This is a genomic window from Achromobacter sp. ES-001 (assembly GCF_019448355.1).
Taxonomy (GTDB): domain Bacteria; phylum Pseudomonadota; class Gammaproteobacteria; order Burkholderiales; family Burkholderiaceae_B; genus Achromobacter; species Achromobacter spanius_B.
In genome coordinates this window covers 1986136-2004955 of sequence record NZ_CP079940.1, presented here as the reverse complement: position 1 = coordinate 2004955, position 18820 = coordinate 1986136, and the positions used below count along the sequence as shown (strand labels likewise).

General features: G+C 64.7%; 12 protein-coding genes. 5 read left to right on the top strand and 7 right to left on the bottom strand.

Features of this window, described 5'->3' with window-relative positions; translation table 11 throughout:
• Positions 1–35: 35 nt before the first annotated feature.
• Together ectA and KYT87_RS08950 are read right to left on the bottom strand one after the other, a co-directional pair.
• Entirely contained in the window at positions 36–596 is a 561-nt protein-coding gene (gene ectA / locus KYT87_RS08955; protein ID WP_046803709.1) for a diaminobutyrate acetyltransferase, read from the bottom strand.
• The gene (locus tag KYT87_RS08950) at positions 593–1144 is read right to left on the bottom strand and encodes a MarR family winged helix-turn-helix transcriptional regulator (protein WP_046803710.1); all 552 of its coding nucleotides are present in this window, start codon (positions 1142–1144) and stop codon (positions 593–595) included. The genes ectA and KYT87_RS08950 overlap by 4 nt, the downstream gene beginning before the upstream one ends.
• A gap of 289 nt (positions 1145–1433) precedes the next feature.
• Between KYT87_RS08950 and KYT87_RS08945 the strand changes: the two genes are divergently transcribed.
• Together KYT87_RS08945 and KYT87_RS08940 are read left to right on the top strand one after the other, a co-directional pair.
• A complete protein-coding gene (locus KYT87_RS08945) occupies positions 1434–2375 on the top strand; it encodes a MurR/RpiR family transcriptional regulator (RefSeq protein ID WP_219992034.1) in 942 nt (313 codons plus the stop codon).
• A 32-nt stretch (positions 2376–2407) separates the two neighbouring features.
• Entirely contained in the window at positions 2408–3754 is a 1347-nt protein-coding gene (locus KYT87_RS08940; protein ID WP_219992033.1) for an aspartate aminotransferase family protein, read from the top strand.
• A 13-nt stretch (positions 3755–3767) separates the two neighbouring features.
• On the opposite strand, the gene KYT87_RS08935 is transcribed toward KYT87_RS08940, so the two are convergent.
• The 4 genes from KYT87_RS08935 to parE are packed head-to-tail and all read right to left on the bottom strand — an operon-like array spanning position 3768 to position 9954.
• Complete coding sequence (locus KYT87_RS08935; protein WP_255594020.1) at positions 3768–4979, bottom strand: DUF418 domain-containing protein; 1212 nt, start codon at positions 4977–4979, stop codon at positions 3768–3770.
• Between the two features lie 29 nt (positions 4980–5008).
• Positions 5009–7339: a DNA topoisomerase IV subunit A gene (parC, locus tag KYT87_RS08930; protein WP_219992032.1), complete on the bottom strand. Its 2331-nt coding sequence runs from the start codon at positions 7337–7339 to the stop codon at positions 5009–5011.
• A gap of 45 nt (positions 7340–7384) precedes the next feature.
• Positions 7385–7993, bottom strand: coding sequence for a YcxB family protein (locus KYT87_RS08925; RefSeq protein ID WP_219992031.1), 609 nt, complete (start codon positions 7991–7993; stop codon positions 7385–7387).
• Positions 7993–9954: a DNA topoisomerase IV subunit B gene (gene parE, locus KYT87_RS08920; RefSeq protein WP_046803714.1), complete on the bottom strand. Its 1962-nt coding sequence runs from the start codon at positions 9952–9954 to the stop codon at positions 7993–7995. The genes KYT87_RS08925 and parE overlap by 1 nt, the downstream gene beginning before the upstream one ends.
• Positions 9955–10282: 328 nt before the next feature.
• Here parE and trxA point away from each other — a divergent pair, with 328 nt between their 5' ends.
• Positions 10283–10609 carry a thioredoxin TrxA gene (gene trxA / locus KYT87_RS08915; protein ID WP_006218534.1) on the top strand — a complete coding sequence of 109 codons (327 nt, stop codon included), beginning with the start codon at positions 10283–10285 and terminating at the stop codon, positions 10607–10609.
• Positions 10610–10725: 116 nt separating this feature from the next.
• Positions 10726–11985, top strand: coding sequence for a transcription termination factor Rho (gene rho, locus KYT87_RS08910; protein ID WP_006218533.1), 1260 nt, complete (start codon positions 10726–10728; stop codon positions 11983–11985).
• Between the two features lie 110 nt (positions 11986–12095).
• Here the strand turns inward: rho and KYT87_RS08905 are convergent, their stop codons facing one another.
• Positions 12096–15809 carry a YhdP family protein gene (locus KYT87_RS08905; RefSeq protein ID WP_304505149.1) on the bottom strand — a complete coding sequence of 1238 codons (3714 nt, stop codon included), beginning with the start codon at positions 15807–15809 and terminating at the stop codon, positions 12096–12098.
• 108 nt (positions 15810–15917) lie between these two features.
• Between KYT87_RS08905 and glnE the strand changes: the two genes are divergently transcribed.
• Positions 15918–18725 carry a bifunctional [glutamate--ammonia ligase]-adenylyl-L-tyrosine phosphorylase/[glutamate--ammonia-ligase] adenylyltransferase gene (gene glnE, locus KYT87_RS08900; protein ID WP_219992030.1) on the top strand — a complete coding sequence of 936 codons (2808 nt, stop codon included), beginning with the start codon at positions 15918–15920 and terminating at the stop codon, positions 18723–18725.
• The last annotated feature ends 95 nt before the right edge of the window (positions 18726–18820 follow it).

Sequence of the window (18820 nt, the reverse complement as noted above, 5' to 3'; positions counted from 1 at the left end):
GGTAATTTCGATAAGTCCGCTGGGGTTGCGCTGCCCTACGGGGCAGGCAATGCGAACGGGCCTATCCTCAACAACATCTCGTCGTCATGGTCCGCGCCACCAAACAATTGCCGGTCGAAGAACGGCTGTTCGGAAACGTGGGCGCCAAGCTCGCCGGCCAGGCCGGTAAAGCTGCGGCGCGATGCCTGGTTGTCAGGCCCCACCGTGGTTTCAAGATATCGAACATGCTCGAGCCCCTTGCGTTGCAAGAGTTCGCGAAGCATGGCGCGGCCCAACCGATGGCCGCGTGCGCGGGTGTGCACCGCAACCTGCCAGACGAACAACACGTCGGGGCGGGTCGGGATCACATAAGCGGAGATAAAACCGTCGATACGTCCGCCGGCACTTTCGGCGATGACGCAGGTGTCGCTGAAATGCTCACCAAGGAGCAAGTAGGCGTAGAGGGAATTCAGGTCGAGCGGCGGGCACTCGGAAATGAGCTGGTGAATGGCGGCGCCGTCTTTGCGGGTGGGCAGACGCATCGTATGGGTCTGCGCGCGAACCGCCGGCGCCACGGCACTTGAGAGATGGGGGGTGTCCAGTTCGTTTTTCTTCATGCAACGATTCCCGATTCTGGGGGTGCCCCGCCCGTGGGCACTTCAAGGATGGGCGACGATACATCGCCGTGCGGTTCCGCTGCGACTGCCTGCCCTTCCTGCTCCATCAGCGCCACGATGCGTTCCAGCGATAGCGTGATGGTGGCTTGCTCAAGCTCGGGCAACGCGTTCAATGCGTCGGCCAGATGCTTTTGCAGGGGAGACGGGGCGCCTTGGGCCAATTCGCGGCCGGCGTCCGTGGCAGTAACGAAAACAATGCGGCGATCTTCGCGGCCGCGTTCACGGCGGATCAAACCCTTGTCTTCCAGGCGGTCCAGGATGCCCACCACCGTGCTGGGGCTGACATGCATTTCACGGCTGATGGCCGTGGCCGTCATCGGGCCATTGGCCATTACCGTGCGCAGACACATCAACTGCGGAGCAGTGATATGGCTGACCGCGGACAACTGTCGCGAGTGCAATGCGATCGAACGCGTGATGCGGCGCAGGGCTCGCAAAATGCGCAGGTCGTACTGCTGGGAGGGATCAGTGTTCGCGGGGCTGGTCATGGAAGAGAAAGGTTCGGTCAAATTCATTTCTACACGAATGATATGCGCCCGATGTATTCGCGTCAAACAAAAAACCCGCGCACGATGTAAATAAATGAACACGGATTTGCAGAAGATATAAGCAAATTTCCCGGACTTGCGAGAGGAGCAAGTGGCGTGCTCAAGGCGCGGCCGCGTGGGCTAGAACGCGCATCGCCGCACGGGAAATGCCGAACAACAAAACAATTGTTTTATTTAAATCCGCGGATATATCATTTGTTTTTAATCGGTAAATCTGGGCCTTACCTACATGTCATTGCCCCCTGACCTCATCCCGACCTTGCAGCAAAAAATGGAAGGACTGCCACCGGAGCTGCAACGCGCGGCGCATTGGGTGGCGGCGCATCCGGCGCAAGTGGGGTTGTGGTCGATGCGGCGTCAAGCCCAGGCGCTGGGCGTGGCGCCGGCCACCATGCTGCGGCTGGCGCGGGCGCTGGGCTACTCCAGCTACGAAGCATTTAGACAGCCTTTCCAACAAGCGCTTGCCGGCAATAGCGGGCAAGCCCAGCCGGGCCTGCGTGATCGCGCCGCCGCGCTGCAAGCGGCGGCCGGCGATGCCGCCACGCCGGGCCACGACGCCTTGACCGACTACCAGGTCCAGGCGGTGACGTCAGTGTGCGCCCTGAACCAGGCGTCCGCATTCGACGCTGCCGTCCAGACTTTGCTGAACGCCCGGCAGGTGGGTTTTCTGGGTACGCGTTCCGCTTTCGGCATCGCGTTCCAGATGCGCTACGCCTATCAGTTGGTGCGCCGTAACAGCGTGCTGATCGACGGCCTGGGCGGGGCGCCAGCCGAACAGGCCGACGGCCTGGACGCTGGCGACGCGCTCATCGTGATCTCGCAAGCGCCCTACCCCACCGCCACCGTGCAACTGGCACGCCAAGCGGCGCAGCGGGGCGTGGCGCTGATCGCCCTGACCGACGACCCCTTGTCGCCGCTGGCCGTGGACGCACGCCACACGCTGCGCTTCGCCCCGCCCGACCGCGACGGCGTGCAGGCGAACCCGGCCCGCCGAGGCCCCGGCTCGTTCTTTCACACCACCGCCGGCTTGCTCGGCTTGGCCGAACATCTGATCGCCAGGTTGACGGCTCGCGGCGGCGCGGACGTCCTGAACCGCCTGACCGAAGTGGAACAGCGCCTGCGCGCCGACAACGTCTATTGGACCGCCCCGACTTCCCGCCGTCCCGGCTGACTTCAACCTTCACCTTTGCCAAACGGATTGCCATGAGCCACTCCCACGTTCTGCATCGTTCCCTACGCCAGACGCCCGCTGTCGCCGTCAGCGGCCAAGGCGTGTGGATCCACGACAGCGCCGGCCGCGCGTACCTGGACGGTTCCGGCGGCGCCGCCGTGTCGTGCCTGGGGCATAACCATCCCGACGTCCAGGCCGCCATGCACGCCCAGATCGACGCGCTGGCCTATGCCCACACCAGCTTCTTCACGACCGACGTCGCCGAACAGCTGGCCGCGCGGTTGGTGGCGGACGCGCCGCAGGGCATTTCGCACGCGTACTTCGTGTCGGGCGGGTCCGAGGCGGTCGAGGCCGCGCTGAAGATGGCGCGGCAGTACTTTGTGGAAATCGGCCAACCGCAACGGCGCCATATCGTGGCGCGCCGCCAGAGCTACCACGGCAACACGCTGGGCGCGCTGGCGGTAGGCGGCAACGCGTGGCGCCGTGCGCAATTCGCGCCGCTGCTGATAGACGTGGAGCACGTGTCGCCCTGCTACGCGTATCGCGACCAGCAAAGCGGCGAAAGCGCCGAGCAGTACGGCGAACGCCTGGCGCGGGAACTGGAACAGACCTTTGAGAAGCTGGGCCCCGACACCGTAATGGCGTTCGTGGCCGAGCCGGTGGTGGGTGCGACCAGCGGCGCCGTCACCGCCGTGCCCGGCTACTTCAAGCGCGTGCGCGAAGTCTGCGACCGCCACGGCGTGCTGCTGATTGCCGACGAAGTGATGTGCGGCATGGGCCGCACGGGCACGCTGTACGCGGTGGAACAGGAAGGCATCGTGCCCGACCTCATCACCATCGCCAAGGGCCTGGGTGGCGGCTATCAGCCCATTGGCGCCGTGATGGTCCAGCAGCGCATCGTGGACGCCATGCAGCAAGGCAGCGGCTTCTTCCAACACGGGCACACTTATCTGGGCCACGCCATCGCCTGCGCGGCCTCGCTTGCCGTACAAGACGTGATCCGCCGCGACAACCTGCTGCAACGCGTGCGCGAACAAGGCGCGGGTCTGCGACAGCGGCTGGAGCAGGCGCTGGGCCGGCATCCGCACGTGGGCGACATCCGCGGCCGAGGCCTGTTCATGGGGATTGAGCTGGTGCAAGACCGCGCCACCAAGCAGACCTTCGACCCCGCGTTGGCGCTACACGCGCGCATCAAGCGCGAAGCCATGGCGCAGGGGCTGATGGTGTACCCGATGGGCGGCACCATCGACGGGCGCCAGGGCGACCACGTGTTGCTGGCCCCGCCGTTCATCATTTCCGATGACGAGCTGGACCAGCTGACCGAACGACTGGTTGGCGCCATCGACACGGCGCTGAACGCGGTCCGCCGCGACGTGTGATCCGGTATGCCGATCAGCCCGCTCGCGCGCGCCGCCAAGGCGGCAACGCCCCGATGGTCAGCGCGCGCAAAAACCACTCTACGGGGCCGTATGCGTGATGCTTTAACCACCATGCGGACCACGGCAGCTGCGCGGCGAATATGGCGACCGCGATGCCCACGGTTGCCAGCGGCGACACCGACGCAAACAGGCGCAGCCCCCAGCCGGTGAACAGGAACGCGCAAATGACCGACTGCATCAGGTAGTTGCTTAACGCCATCCGCCCTGCTGGCGCCAGCCACGCCGCCAAACCGCCCAACGCGCGGCTACGGAACGCCAGCAAAAACGCGGCGGCGTACGACATGCTTAACAGCGGCGCCGTCAGCAAGTCCACCGCCAGCCCGGGCAATTCCCAGGCGGCACCGGCAAACGGCAGGGACGAGGTGGCATACAACGCCGACCCCGCCAGGCCGGGCAGCAAGCCGAACGCGCACAGCAGCCACAGCACGCGTGGTTGCCGCCACGGGTCGGCCAGCGCTTGGCGCCGGCCCAGCGCGCAACCGGCGAGGAACATCGCGAAGACGAACGGCCCTTGCACGAACAACACCATGAACCACACCGAGGTCGTCAATTCCTTGATGTGCTGCGAGATGGTTGTGCCAATCGTGCCGCGATACGCCTCGATGGACGCCAGCGCGTCGGCCCAGTACTGCGCCTCGTAGCCGGCGGGCACGGGGTCCAGGAAACTGAGCAGGCCCAGCACCCCCCACGCCGTTGCGGCCAGCACGATCAGCCACAGCGCGCTGTGCAGCGCATGCCGGGGTGCGATCCGGCGGCACGCCAGCAAGCCCAGGCCTAACAAGGCGTAGGTCAGCAGGATGTCGCCTTGGTAGAACAGCACGGCGTGCAGTGCGCCCAGCACGGCCAGTCCTGCCAGTCGACGCACAAAGCGCGGGGCGAAGGCCGCCTGGCTGCGTTCAGCCGCCGCCATCTGCAACGTGAAGCTGTAGCCGAACAGAAAGGAAAACAGCAGGTAGAACTTGGTTTCGAACAGGCAGGCAATCAGCCAGCGCACCACCAAGTCCAGCGTGCGGGAGTAGGTCGGATCGGCCATGCCCGCGCCGTAGAACGGCGACGAGAAAACGCCGATGTTCACGACCAGGATGCCGAAAAGCGCAAAGCCGCGCAGCGCATCCACGTGCGCCAGGCGGCTGGCGGGCATGGCATGCGCGGCGGCGTGAGTCATGGGCGCGCGCCCGGGCATGGCCTGTGGCCTTACCCCAGCACGGGCGACAAGACCGGCTGCTTGGGACGCACGTCCAGCTGACGGCCCTTGCGCGCGCGCTTGCCCACATACGGCGCCAGCGCGTCACCCACCAGGATGTCTTCGGTCAGCTTGTTGCGATAAATGCCCGTGGCGCGCAGGCCGCGAGCGCCAATCGGCACCGTCTGGTCCAGCTTGTCGGACGCGTCCAGGCCCATCAGGATGGTGCCACGGCCGCCGCCCGACAAGGACTTGCATTCGTCCAGCCCAAACACCAGGAACTTGCCCTTGGCCGACAGCAGCGCCAGTTGCGTGGCGCCGTCGAACAAGGGCACCGGGCGCAGCATTTCATCGCCGGTTTCCAGCGTGATGAACTGCTTGCCGGCGCGCTGGCGGCTGACCATGTCGGACAGCTTGGCCGCAAAGCCATAGCCGCCGCGCGTAGCCAACAGCCAACGCGATTCAGGCGCGGCCGCGATCGTGTGCACGATGCGCGTGCCGGATTCCAGATCGATCATCGTCGTGACCGGCTGGCCGTCACCCCGCGCCGAGGGCAAGCCCGCGACCGGCACCGAATACACCCGACCGTTGTCGCCCATGGCGATCAGCGTGTCGGTGGTGCGGCATTCGAAGGCGCCGTACAGGTCGTCGCCCTGCTTGAAGGTGAACTGCGCGGCATCGTGGCCGTGGCCCTGACGTGCACGCAGCCAACCCTTTTGCGACACGATCACCGTCACCGGTTCGTCCAGCACCTTGGTTTCGAGCACGGCGCGCTCGGCCGTTTCGATCAGCGTGCGGCGGTCGTCGCCATACTGCTTGGCGTCGGCCTCGATTTCCTTGATCAGCAGGCGCTTGAGCGTCGTCGGATTGTCCAGCAGTTCCTGCAACGAAATCTGGTCCTTGCGCTTGTCGGCCAGTTCCTGCTCGATCTTGAAGCCTTCAAGGCGAGCCAGCTGGCGCAAGCGCATTTCCAGAATGTCTTCGGCCTGGCGCTCGGACAGCTTGAAGCGTTCCATCAGCGCCGCGCGTGGCTCGTCGGATTCGCGGATCGTCTGGATGACTTCGTCCACGTTCAAGTAGACCAGCATGCGGCCTTCCAGCACGTGGATGCGGTCGGTGACCTTGTCCAGGCGGAAACGCGTGCGGCGCACCACGGTGTTGGTGCGGAACGCCACCCATTCGACCAGGATGTCGCGCAGGCCCTTCTGGCGCGGCCGGCCGTCCGTGCCGATACACACCAGGTTGATCGACGAGCTGCTTTCCATGCTGGTCTGCGCCAGCAGCGTGTTGACGAATTCGTCACGGTCCACGCGCGAGGTCTTGGGTTCGAAGACCAGGCGCACCGCCGCATCCTTGCCGGACTCGTCACGCACGGCGTCCAGCAGGTTCAGCATCACGGCCTTGGCCTGGGTCTGCTCGGGCGTCAGGCTCTTCTTGCCGGACTTGACCTTGGGATTGGTGATTTCCTCGATCTCTTCCAGCACCTTCTGGCCCGAGGTGCCCGGGGGCAATTCGGTGATGACCAGTTGCCATTGGCCGCGCGCCATTTCTTCGAACTGCCAGCGCGCACGCACCTTCAGGGACCCCCGGCCCGCGCCGTAGATCTGCGCGATATCGGCGGCCGGCGTGATGATCTGGCCGCCCCCGGCAAAGTCGGGGCCGGGAATCATGGCGTGCAATTCGGCGTCCGGCAATTGCGGATGCTTGATCAGCGCCACGCAGGCCTGCGCCACCTCGCGCAGGTTGTGCGGCGGCACCTCGGTGGCCATGCCCACGGCAATGCCGGATGCGCCGTTCAGCAGCATCATGGGCAGCCGCGCGGGCAGCATTTGCGGTTCTTGCTGGCTGCCGTCGTAGTTGGGCGCGAAGTCGACCGTGCCTTCATCCAGCTCATCAAGCAGCAGCTTGGCGATCGGCGTCAGGCGCGCCTCGGTGTATCGCATGGCGGCGGCGTTGTCGCCGTCGCGCGAACCGAAGTTGCCCTGGCCGTCGATCAGCGGATATCGCAGCGAGAAGTCCTGCGCCATGCGCACCATGGCGTCATAGGCCGCCTGGTCGCCGTGCGGGTGGTACTTGCCCAGCACGTCGCCCACCACGCGCGCGGACTTCACCGGCTTGGCGCCGGCGGCCAGCCCCATCGCCTGCATGGCGAACAGGATGCGGCGTTGCACGGGCTTTTGCCCGTCGCCCACGTCGGGCAAGGCGCGGCCGCGCACCACGGACACCGCGTAGTCCAGATAAGCCTGCTCCGCGTAGCGCGCCAGTGTGATGGCGGCATTGGCATCGCCGTCGCCATCGGGCGGGGTGGGGTCGAACAGGCCGGGTTGATTGCTGTCGGTCATGGTTATTCAGGTAGACAATTTCATCGAAACGGCGTCAATGCGCCCTTACGCGGAGGGGGCCAGCTGGGTGTCGGCGACATGCGCGCGCAGTTGGGCGCGCACCGCTGCCAGCGTGGCGGCGTCCTGGCCGCGCTTGGGAATGATCACGCCTTGCAAGGTGCCCAGAATGACGTACAGGTGCTGCGGCGTTTCCTCGACGCGGCGGATATCCGACCATTCCATCCGGCCGGAAGCGCTGCCGGTGGTATCCAGAATGCCGTCGGGGCCAAAGTCCAGCTGGTGACGTCCCAGGAAAAGGTCGTCGGGCTGCTTCTTGAGCATGCGGCGGGTGTTCATCCGGACCAGCGGCGGCAGGACGAATTCATACGCCAGCGCCAACAGCACCAGAATGCCCAGGCCGACCGCCAGCCCTTCGAAATACACGGGCAGCATCCGCGACCAGTTGGGCCCCTTGCCGTCCCAGGTCTGCCAGACCAGGTAGGCAAAGAGCGCCACGATCATCAGCACGCCAAAGCGCAGGTGCGAACGATACCGACGCCGGCGCAGTTCGGGCCGCCGGTATACATAGGCGGCGAACTCGGCGTAGTCGTCAGCCGTCATGTCGACGGTCATGCGGGCGGAATCGGAAGCGGGGTCGGGCAAGGTGGACGTCATCAGATGTCCAGCTCTGCCAGGTTGCCCTTTTCCTCGATCCAGGCGCGGCGCTGCGAGGATTCACCCTTGCCCATCAGCATGTCGAACATGCGGGTGGTGTCTTCGGGGGTTTGATCGCCGTAGCCCACGGGCAGCAGGCGGCGCGTGTCCGGATTCATGGTGGTTTCCCACAGTTGTTCCGGGTTCATTTCGCCCAGGCCTTTGAAGCGGCTGACGGACCAGGCGCCTTCGCGCACGCCTTCCTTGCGCAGCTTGTCTTGCGCGGCTTCAAGCTCGCCTTCGTCCAGACAGTAGATCTTGCGGGCGGGGCGCTTGCCCTGCGCCGGCACATCCAGCCGGAACAGAGGCGGCTTGGCCACGAACACGTTGCCGGCTTCGACCAGCTTCGGAAAGTGCTTGTAGAAAAGCGTCAGCAGCAAGACCTGGATATGCGAGCCGTCGACGTCTGCGTCCGACAGGATGCAGATGCGGCCATAACGCAGGCCGGACAGGTCCGGCGTGTCGTTGGGGCCGTGGGGGTCTACGCCGATCGCCACCGAAATGTCGTGGATTTCGTTATTGGCAAAAAGCCGGTCGCGGTCCACTTCCCAGGAATTGAGCACCTTGCCGCGCAGCGGCAGGATGGCCTGGAATTCCTTGTCGCGCCCCATCTTGGCGGACCCGCCCGCGGAGTCGCCCTCGACCAGGAACACTTCGGTGCGGCTGGCATCGCTGGATTCGCAATCGGTCAGCTTGCCGGGTAGCACGGCCACACCGGAGCTCTTGCGCTTTTCGACCTTTTGGGCCGAGCGCTGGCGCGCCTGCGCCTGGCGAATTGCCAGTTCGGCCAGCTTCTTGCCGTATTCGACGTTGCTGTGCAGCCAGAGATCCAGCGCGCTCTTGGCAAAGCCGCCCACCAGACGCACAGCATCGCGGCTATTCAGCCGTTCCTTGATCTGGCCCTGGAACTGCGGGTCCAGCACTTTGGCCGACAAGACAAAGCTGGCGCGGGCGAACACGTCTTCGGGCAGCAGCTTCACGCCCTTGGGCAACAGGCTGTGCAATTCGGCAAAGCCCTTCACGGCGCCGAACAGGCCTTCGCGAAGACCGGATTCGTGCGTGCCGCCGGCCGGCGTCGGGATCAGGTTGACGTAGGACTCGCGCACGGCGTTGCCGTCTTCGGTCCAGGCCACGACCCATTGGGCGCCCTCGCCTTCGGCGAAGTTCTCGTGGTCGGCCCCGGCGTACTGCTGGCCTTCGAAGAACGGCACCATCAGTTCGGCGCCGGTCAGCGCTTCGGCCAGGTAGCCGCGCAGGCCATCCTGGTATTGCCACGTCTTGGTGTCGCCGCTTTTCTCGTTGACCAGCGTGACTTTCACGCCAGGTAGCAGCACGGCCTTGCTGCGCAGCAGGTGCGTCAGTTCGCCCAGCGGAATATTGGGGCTGTCGAAGTATTTGGCGTCGGGCCAGACGCGCACGCGGGTGCCCGACTTCTTGCGGCCGCCCTGGTCGTACGGCGCCAGGGGTTCGGCAACGTCGCCGCCCTTGAAGACCAGGCGGTTGACCGCGCCGTCGCGCCAGACCACGACTTCAAGCCGGGTCGCCAGCGCGTTGGTGACGGAAACGCCCACCCCGTGCAGGCCGCCCGAAAAGGCATAGGCGCCGCCGCCCGCCTTGTCGAACTTGCCGCCCGCGTGCAGGCGGGTGAAGACCAATTCGACGACGGGCGCGCCTTCTTCGGGATGCAGGCCGACGGGGATGCCCCGGCCGTCATCCTCGACGGACACGCTGCCATCACTGTGCAGCGTGACCTGTATCTGTTTGCCGTAGCCGGCCAAGGCCTCGTCTGCGGCGTTATCTATGACCTCCTGCACAACGTGCAGGGGGTTTTCGGTGCGGGTGTACATGCCCGGGCGCTGGCGCACGGGCTCCAGCCCCTTCAGGACGCGAATGGACGCCTCGGTGTAACGTGGAGTGGCCAAGTTATCCCCAACATCTGTGGAAAAAAACCGACATTTTACGGATAAGCCTAGATTCTGCGCGGCTCCCGGTGGGTTGCGCACGACCTGACCAACTCCGAATTCGGTAGGATGATGACAGTCACAGCCGGCGCGTCAGGGCTTGATGGCCCGGATCGCAAACGACTGCGCCGCAACATCCTACACAAAACCAGCAAACCCTGTTGTTATTAACAGTGGTATGCCTGTTGTTATTGACAGTGGTATGCTTTAGCCCATTCCACATACAAGAACAACGGCAAGGCGCGTCCCTTTTTACGCGCCTTTTGCTGCCGAACCGAGAATCACCATCATGAGCGACCAAATCAAGAACGTCAGTGACGCAAGCTTCGATGCCGATGTGTTGAAATCCGGCCAGCCGGTGCTGGTGGACTACTGGGCTGCCTGGTGTGGCCCCTGCAAGATGATTGCCCCGATCCTGGAAGAAGTCGCCACCGAGTACGCAGGTCGCCTGACGATCGCGAAGCTGAACGTGGACGAAAACCAGGGCACCGCCACCAAGTACGGCATCCGTGGCATCCCCACCCTTATGCTCTTTAAAGACGGCCAAGCCGCCGCCACCAAAGTTGGCGCGCTGTCGAAGTCGCAACTCACCGCATTCCTGGACGGCGCGTTGTAAACCGCGTGCTGTGAACGAAGGCGCCGCCCTGGAGGCGGCGCTCATTCAATACCGCGCGAGCCCGTCCGTGGCGCGCCGCCAGAACCCTCCTTTACTTTTCCCCCACATTCACCGCGATGCACCTCAACGAACTGAAGGCGCTGCACGTTTCGCAGCTGCTCGAAATGGCCGCTGGCCTGGAAATCGAGAACGCCAACCGCCTGCGCAAGCAGGAATTGATGTTCGCCATCATGAAACGGCGCGCCAAGCAAGGCGAGCAGATCTTCGGCGACGGCGTTCTGGAAGTCCTGCCTGACGGCTTCGGTTTCCTGCGCTCGCCCGAGACCTCGTATCTGGCCAGCACGGACGACATCTACATCTCGCCCTCGCAGATCCGCCGTTTCAACCTGCACACCGGCGATTCCATCGAAGGTGAAGTGCGCACGCCGAAAGACGGCGAACGCTACTTTGCGCTGGTCAAGGTGGACAAGGTCAACGGCGTGGCGCCCGAAGCGATCAAGCATCGCATCATGTTCGAGAACCTGACGCCGCTGCACCCGAACCGCACGATGCGCCTGGAACGGGACATCAAGAGCGAAGAAAACCTGACGGGCCGCATCCTGGATGTGTTCGCCCCGATCGGCATGGGCCAGCGCGGTTTGATCGTCGCCAGCCCCAAGTCGGGCAAGACGGTGATGATGCAGCACATCGCGCATGCCATCACCACCAACTACCCCGACGCCGTCATGATCGTCCTGCTGGTGGACGAGCGCCCGGAAGAAGTGACCGAAATGCAGCGCACAGTGCGCGGCGAAGTGGTGGCGTCGACCTTCGACGAACCCGCCACGCGCCACGTGCAAGTGGCTGAAATGGTCATCGAAAAGGCCAAGCGCCTGGTCGAAATGAAGAAAGACGTCGTGATCCTGCTGGACTCGATCACCCGTCTGGCCCGCGCCTACAACACCGTTGTGCCGGCCTCCGGCAAGGTGCTGACCGGCGGTGTGGACGCCAACGCCCTGCAACGCCCCAAGCGCTTCTTCGGCGCGGCCCGTAACCTGGAAGAAGGCGGTTCGCTGACCATCCTGGGTACGGCGCTGATCGAAACCGGCAGCCGCATGGACGAAGTCATCTACGAAGAATTCAAGGGCACGGGTAACTCCGAAGTCCACCTTGAACGTCGTCTGGCTGAAAAGCGCGTCTACCCGTCCATCAACCTGAACAAGTCGGGCACGCGCCGCGAAGAACTGCTGATTGCCCCCGACCTGCTGCAAAAGGTGTGGGTGCTGCGCAAGTTCATCCACGACATGGACGAAGTGCAATCCATGGAGTTCATCCTGGACAAGATGCGCGCCACCAAGACCAACGCCGAATTCTTCGACATGATGAAGAAGAAGTAAGCCCACGTTCGGTAAGCCGACGTTCGGTAAGCCGACGCCTCGCATCAAAGAAAAACCGCCTGCATTGCATACAGGCGGTTTTTTTATGGGCCTGGTTACCTGGCCCGGCTCTAATGCTCAATGAATTCCGGCATGGCGCCACGCGCGGGAGCCGTGAATGGACGCGGCGTCTGCTTGTCTGCCGGCTTGTCTGCCGGCTTATCGCCCGACTTTTCGCCCGACTTTTCGCCCGACTTGCCCGACGCCTCGATGGGCTCGATCTGCGGATCGTCCCAATTACCCGTCACGGAATATTCCATCGTCATCGCGCGCGCCAGGGGTTGCTTCAGCAGCCATTGCGTGACAAAAGCGCCCAGGCCAATCAGTGGGTTCACAGCGAGCGCCGTCACCATGGCGGCCCCGCTGGCGTCCAGATTGGGGATGACCACCGCCTTCAAGTCCCAGCGTTCGCTGATGATGTTGACGCCGCCCGCCAGGACAATTGCCGCCACGGGCCCGTTGATCTTGTAGCCTTCGGTGGACATTTTCCCATCGGCCATCTTCACGCGGCCCCGGATGGTATCGAACGGAAATCCGTCGCGCAGCAGGTTGCTCGGGTTGACGTCCAACCGCGCCAGCCGTTGCAGCGATTGCAGCGATAACAGCTCCAACAGCCGCGCCGTACGGGAGTTCACATGCATGAATCGGCCCTTGTCCAGGCTGATATCGACCTCGCCCGACACGTCCGCCACGTTGTGCGTCCACGGCAGATTGCGCCAGGTTGCCTTGCCTTGCGCCGTGCCCGAGCCAGCGGAGACGACGTTCTCGAAGCCGATGCGGTTCATGAACTTGCCCAGGTCCACGAAGTTGGCGTTGGCGTCCACGCTCAAGCCGCGATCCGGCCCTTCCAGCCGCCACGTGCCGGTGGCGTTCAGATTGGCGGCATCGTTGGTGATCGTCAGTTTGTCCAGCCGCCACTGGCGCCCGCGTTCCAGGTTCGTGCCCACCACCTGAAGCTCGCCCACGTTCTTGCCATATAGAAAGAACTCCTTGGCTTGCAGGTCGATGGCGGGAATATCGGATAAATCGTTGCCTGACGCCAGGGCCTTATCGGCTTCGTTGGAGTCGCCCTCGCCCCCGAACGCCAGGTGCTTCATCCGCGCCTTGATCTGGCCCGCAATCGCGCCCGAGGCCTCCTGCCATTCCAATGACCCGGTGGCCTGGCGCGACTGGATGTCCACCCGCCATTGAGACGGCCCGGGACGCATGGCATACAGCGTCAGGTCATTAAGCGTGTAGCCGCTGGCGCGCAACATGCCGGTGGCAAGGCTGATGCGTTCGGGCGGCGGAAAGACCGGCTTCGCAGCGGCTTTTTTGCCGCCGCTTTTGCCCGACGGCGTATCGAAGCCGTTCACTACGGCTTCCCAGCCGTCCATGTCCAGTTCGGGCAGGCTGGCGTTCAGGCTCATTCCGCGGTCCGGCAGGCTGGCGGGCCGGCCGATGCCCAACGCGCCGCGGGCAAAATAAGACGGAGACGCGTCGGCCGGGTCACGCTCGAACAGCGCGTTGACGTTTTCGCCCAGGCTGGCCGTCAGCCAGCGGCGGTCTTTCGTGCCGCGGTCCTGGGCCGCGCCCCACTGCAATTTCAGTAATTGCGATGACGAAGCCGCTTTGCCCACCGGCGCCGGCATGTCGATGGCCATGCCCGAGAGATTCGATTCCATCGAGATCTCGACCGACCCGCCCTTCTGGTAGCCCAGCCGCCCCTTGTAGGCCGTCTTGCCCGAAAAGCGCGACATCGAGGGCATATTGCCCAGTTGCGTCAATCCGCCCGCCGTCAGTGTCCCTTCAAACTGAAGTGCGTCCGAGTTCTGCGCCAGGGTGCCGAAAATCTTTACGGGCCCGCCCAGGAACTGCGCGCGCAGCTCTTTGGTCTGCACCCCTTTTTCAGAGAATTCCAGATCGCCGTGCATCTCCTTGAGCAAGGGCATTTCCGGCATAAAGGTAAAGCTGTTGTCCGAGAACAGGATGTGACCCTGCACCTGCGTGTCGTCGGTGTTCAACAACGGCACCTTAAGTTTCAGCGGCACCCGCCAGTCGCCGGTGCCGCGCGCCTCGTCCAGCGCCCCGTCGAGCAACCCGCCAAGCGGGGAATTGGCCGCCATCGCCAGATAGGCCGACACCGGACCGTACGTCTCGCCGTTGAGCAACAATTCCGCGCCCTGGTCCATGTTGGGGATCGTGGCTGTCACCGCCCCCATATTCAGCGTCTGCCCCGGCCCGGTGCTCGCAGTGGCGCCCCCGGCGCTATCCAGCGTCAGGCTGACCTTGTCGATACGGAAATTGCCGGACAGGTTCTCCAACATGGGCCAGCCCTTGCGTCGCTGGCCGGGCGGCGCGTAATCGACCTTGGCGCCGGCGTACGCGCCGGCGATGACGAATTCGCCCACGGCGTTCGGCGCGGCGAATGGAAAATCGTCCAGATCGCCCTTGAGCAAGATGGAGGCCGACCGCATTTCGCCTGCGGGCAAGCCCCCCGCCAGCCATTCGCGGGCGTCGGCGTTGACTTCTAGCGGCAGGTAGCGATGGATGGCTGACATGGCGCCACGCACCATCGTGCCGCGCATGTCGACGCTGCCCGCCGCCGTCTTGCCTTCGCGCTTCCACTGGCCCTGCAAGCGCACGTCCAGATCGTCGTTCACCACGTGCAATCGGGCCACATCGACAAACCAGTTCTTGGCATCCGGCCCTTTCACCTGCGCATCCACGGCCAATTCACGCGCGATCAGGGTCGGCTCCTGGAACACGCCCGGAAGCGTCACTTGCAGGTGCTGCGCCGCGCCCTTCAGCGATACATCGGCTGCCCCCGGGCTACGCGCCAACGGCACCCCTTCTACTTGGAAAAAGTCCCCGGGCAGCCCCTGCAAACGAAATTGCGCCGATGCGCCGCGTACCGCCGTACCGTCCGTGGCGGCCACCCAGTCCACGCCGCGTACCGCCACGTCGGTCGTCAGGTCAGTGAACTTGCCGCGTTCCAGTTGCAGCCACGCACGGGCGGCGATGCGTCCCGAGATGACGGGGGCCGGTACCCACGGCGCCCACGCTTGCGGTTCGACGTCATCAAGCTCTGTATAAAGCTGGCCGCTCCAGTTGGCGGGATTGGCCGAATTCGCCGCGAACAGGCTGCGATTGAATTCGCCACGCAGTTCGACCTTGCGCGCCAATGCATCACCGGCCGAGGCGCGCAGCACGAAGCGATGCGACAGGCTGCCGTTGCGCATGACGAAGTCAACGCCGGTCAACGGCAGCGCGGGCGCGCGGCGTAAATCGTCTTGCCAGATGATGGTCGCGTCGTTGATGGCCAACTCGCGCTGGCGCACCAGCCAGCGCAATGCGGGGTGGTCCAGGTCGGACCGATGATCGCTGGCATTCAGATCGATGTTCTGGCCAGCCACCCACAGATGATTATCGGGATCGCGGCGCAGGGTCAATTCAGGCTTGCGCACCTGCAAGCGCACCAGGCGGGGCGACAAAGTCAGCACGCTGCGCCACGCCAGCACGGCGGATACGGAAGGCAGGGACAGAACTGGCGTGGCGCTGTCGTCCACGACTTGAACCGAGGTCAGGTCCAGCCGGGGGTTCAGGCCCTGCCACTCGGCCTTGATGTCCCCGATGGTGACGCGCGCACCCAGTGCTTCGCTGGCGTACGCTTCGATCTGTGGACGCCATTCGCCCACACGGGGCAATACCCAATAGCGCACGCTCAGAAAGCCGACCGCCACCACGCCATAGATGATCAGCGCGGCCCAGAACAGGCAGCAGAGCACGCTACGCGTGCGCGGCACGGGGGCTTTTTTTGAAACAGACACGGATCGGTGGGCAGGAGAATATGTCTTGCGGTATCGTCCCCACTTATACCTGAAACGCGTCCATTCGTCTGCCGCCTCCACGCCATGTCCTCGCCCTCTTCGCTTGCCCCCGCCCTTGCCTGGTCCGGCCATTTGCGCCGCCGACTGGACGCCCATCCCGACTTGGCCGCCTGGCTCGCAGAGGCCGTGCAGCAACCGGTTACCGCCGCTCGCATGGCGCAATGGCAGGCCGAACTGGCGGGCCCCGGCGCGCCGGACATCCTGCCCGTGGACACCTGCCGCATGGTGCTGCGCAAATTACGCGAACGCGTATTCAGCGTATTGATCGTGCGGGACTTGTCCGGCCAGGCCGATCTGGAAGAAGTGGTCGGCGCAATGACCACGCTGGCGGACATCGCGGTGGCGCAAGCCTACCGCAGTGTGGCCACCGACTTGGCGGCCGTGCACGGTGTGCCGCGCGACCCGGCCACCGGCAAGCCCCAGGAAATGCTGATCGTCGGCATGGGCAAGCTGGGCGGGTGCGAGCTGAACGTGTCCTCGGACATCGACCTGATCATGCTGTATGGCGAAGAAGGCGAAACCGACGGCCCGCGCCGCATCAGCCACCACGAGTTCTACGGTAGGCTCACCCGGCGCATGATGCCGGTGATTTCGGAAGTGGATGCGAACGGCCAGGTATTTCGCACGGACCTGCGCCTGCGACCCGACGGCGACGCCGGCCCGCTGGCCTGGAGTCTGGACGCGCTGGAGCACTACCTGATCGGCCAGGGCCGCGAATGGGAGCGTTATGCCTGGCTGAAGGCGCGCCTCATGCCCGCCCAGGCGTTTGAAGGCAGCGACAGCGCCGCCCAGGCCCGCCAGCTGGAAAGCCTGCGGGTGCCGTTCGTCTATCGCAAGTATTTTGACTTTGATGCGCTGGCCGCGTTGCGCGCGCTGCGCGAACGTATCCGCCAAGACTGGCAACGTCGCGCCATGGCGCGCAACGGCATCGACAGCGCCAACAATATCAAGCTGGGCGACGGCGGCATCCGCGAGATCGAATTCGTGGTGCAACTGGCCCAACTGATACGCGGCGGTCGCATGCCCGCCCTGCAAAAACGCGGCCTCCTGGAAGCGCTGCACGCCGAGCGCGTGGCCGGGCTGGTGCCGGAGGACGACGCGCGCCGCCTTGAAGAGGCCTATCGCTACCTGCGCCGCACCGAACACGCCTTGCAGTACCGCGAAGACGAACAGACTCATCTGTTGCCCGGCGACGCCGAACAGCGAGCCGCGCTGGCCGCCGCGCTGGGCATGAGCCATGACGATTTTGAAAGCACGCTGGCCGCGCACCGCAAATTCGTCTCGCAAACGTTCCGCAACGTGTTCCGCATGGTGGGCATGGGCGATGCCGAGGACACCGGCACGTCGGGCGAGGCTGCTGACGACGCCGAAGAGCCTGACAACGAATGCGAATTGGCCGAGCAGATCCGCCAGGCTTTCGGCGACGAGGCCCAAGACCTGTTGCGGCGTACCGAGACCCTGTTGGGCAGCCATCGCGTACGCAGCCTGCCCGAAAGCAGCCGCCGCCGCATGGAAGCCCTGCTGCCCGCCGCGCTGCGCGCCGCGCGGCAGACTCCGGCGCCCTTGAACGCCGCTGTCCGCCTGTTTGACCTGATCGAGAAAATTGCCCAACGCAGCGCCTACCTGGCGCTGTTGGCCGAATACCCCGACACCCTGGCGCGCGTGGCGCGCATGGTGGCGGCCAGCCCGTGGGCCGCGCAGTATCTGACGCAGCACCCCTTGCTGCTAGACAGCCTGATCGACTGGCGCACCTTATTCCAACCGCTGGACTTCGCGCAGATCGCGCGGCAGTTGACCGCCGACCTGGATGCTTGCCGACTGCCAGATGGCTCGCCGGACATCGAGCGTCAGATGAACCTGATGCGCGACGTACAGCGCCAGGCCAGCTTCCAGCTGCTGGCGCAGGATCTGGAAGGCGAACTCACGGTTGAAAAGCTGGCCGACCAATTGTCGGCGCTGGCCGACCTGCTGCTGACCGAGACCATTCGCCGCGCCTGGCCGCTGGTGAACAAGCTGGAAGGCGAGCCGCCCCGATTCGCCGTCATCGCGTACGGCAAGCTGGGCGGCAAGGAACTGGGCTACGCGTCCGACCTGGACCTGGTGTTTCTGTTCGACGATGCGCGCGAGGACGCCGCCGAGGTCTACGCCAAGCTAGGCCGTCGCATGACATCGTGGCTGTCGACGATGACTTCGTCGGGCCGGCTGTATGAAGTGGACCTGCGCTTGCGGCCCGATGGCGACGCCGGGCTGCTGGCCGTATCCGTGGAAGCGTTCGAGCAATACCAGCACAAGCATGCCTGGGCCTGGGAACACCAGGCGTTGACCCGCGCGCGCTTTGCGGCTGGGGATACCAACGTGGGCGCCCGTTTCGAAGCCATCCGCGAGGCGATCCTGGTGCAGCCGCGCGACCCCGCCGCCCTGCGCAACGAAGTGCTGGCCATGCGCGAAAAGATCAACGCCGGCCATCCCAACACCAGCCAGCAGTTTGATTTGAAACACGACCGCGGCGGGATGGTCGACGTGGAATTCGTGACGCAGTACCTGGTGCTTTGCTATGCGGGCACGCACCCCGTGTTTGTGAAGAACCTGGGCAACATCACGCTGTTGCGCCTGGCCGGCGAAGCCGGGCTGATCGCACCCGAGCTCGCGGCACGCGCCGCCGACGCCTACCGCACCTTGCGCCGCGTGCAGCATCAGCTGCGCATGCAGGGCGTGGAAAAGGCGCGGGTGGGGCCGGATCAGCTGGTGGACGAACGCACGGCGGTGCGCGAGCTGTGGGATTCGGTGATGGGGCCGCAGCCGGGGTCACAGCTTGGGGCACAGCTTGGGTGACACGTGACCTTGGGCCGAGTGGTGGCCCGGGTCATCGCCCAAGCGCCGGCCCGGGCGCGGCAACTCGCGGTAAAATAAGGCGTTTTTCGTCTTTT

Coding starts and splice junctions, on each gene's coding strand:
- trxA (WP_006218534.1), top strand. CDS start 10,283: ATGAGCGACCAAATCAAGAACGTCAGTGACGCAAGCTTCGATGCCGAT.
- KYT87_RS08950 (WP_046803710.1), bottom strand. CDS start 1,144: ATGACCAGCCCCGCGAACACTGATCCCTCCCAGCAGTACGACCTGCGC.
- KYT87_RS08940 (WP_219992033.1), top strand. CDS start 2,408: ATGAGCCACTCCCACGTTCTGCATCGTTCCCTACGCCAGACGCCCGCT.
- parC (WP_219992032.1), bottom strand. CDS start 7,339: ATGACCGACAGCAATCAACCCGGCCTGTTCGACCCCACCCCGCCCGAT.
- rho (WP_006218533.1), top strand. CDS start 10,726: ATGCACCTCAACGAACTGAAGGCGCTGCACGTTTCGCAGCTGCTCGAA.
- KYT87_RS08935 (WP_255594020.1), bottom strand. CDS start 4,979: ATGACTCACGCCGCCGCGCATGCCATGCCCGCCAGCCGCCTGGCGCAC.
- ectA (WP_046803709.1), bottom strand. CDS start 596: ATGAAGAAAAACGAACTGGACACCCCCCATCTCTCAAGTGCCGTGGCG.
- KYT87_RS08925 (WP_219992031.1), bottom strand. CDS start 7,993: ATGACGTCCACCTTGCCCGACCCCGCTTCCGATTCCGCCCGCATGACC.
- glnE (WP_219992030.1), top strand. CDS start 15,918: ATGTCCTCGCCCTCTTCGCTTGCCCCCGCCCTTGCCTGGTCCGGCCAT.
- KYT87_RS08945 (WP_219992034.1), top strand. CDS start 1,434: ATGTCATTGCCCCCTGACCTCATCCCGACCTTGCAGCAAAAAATGGAA.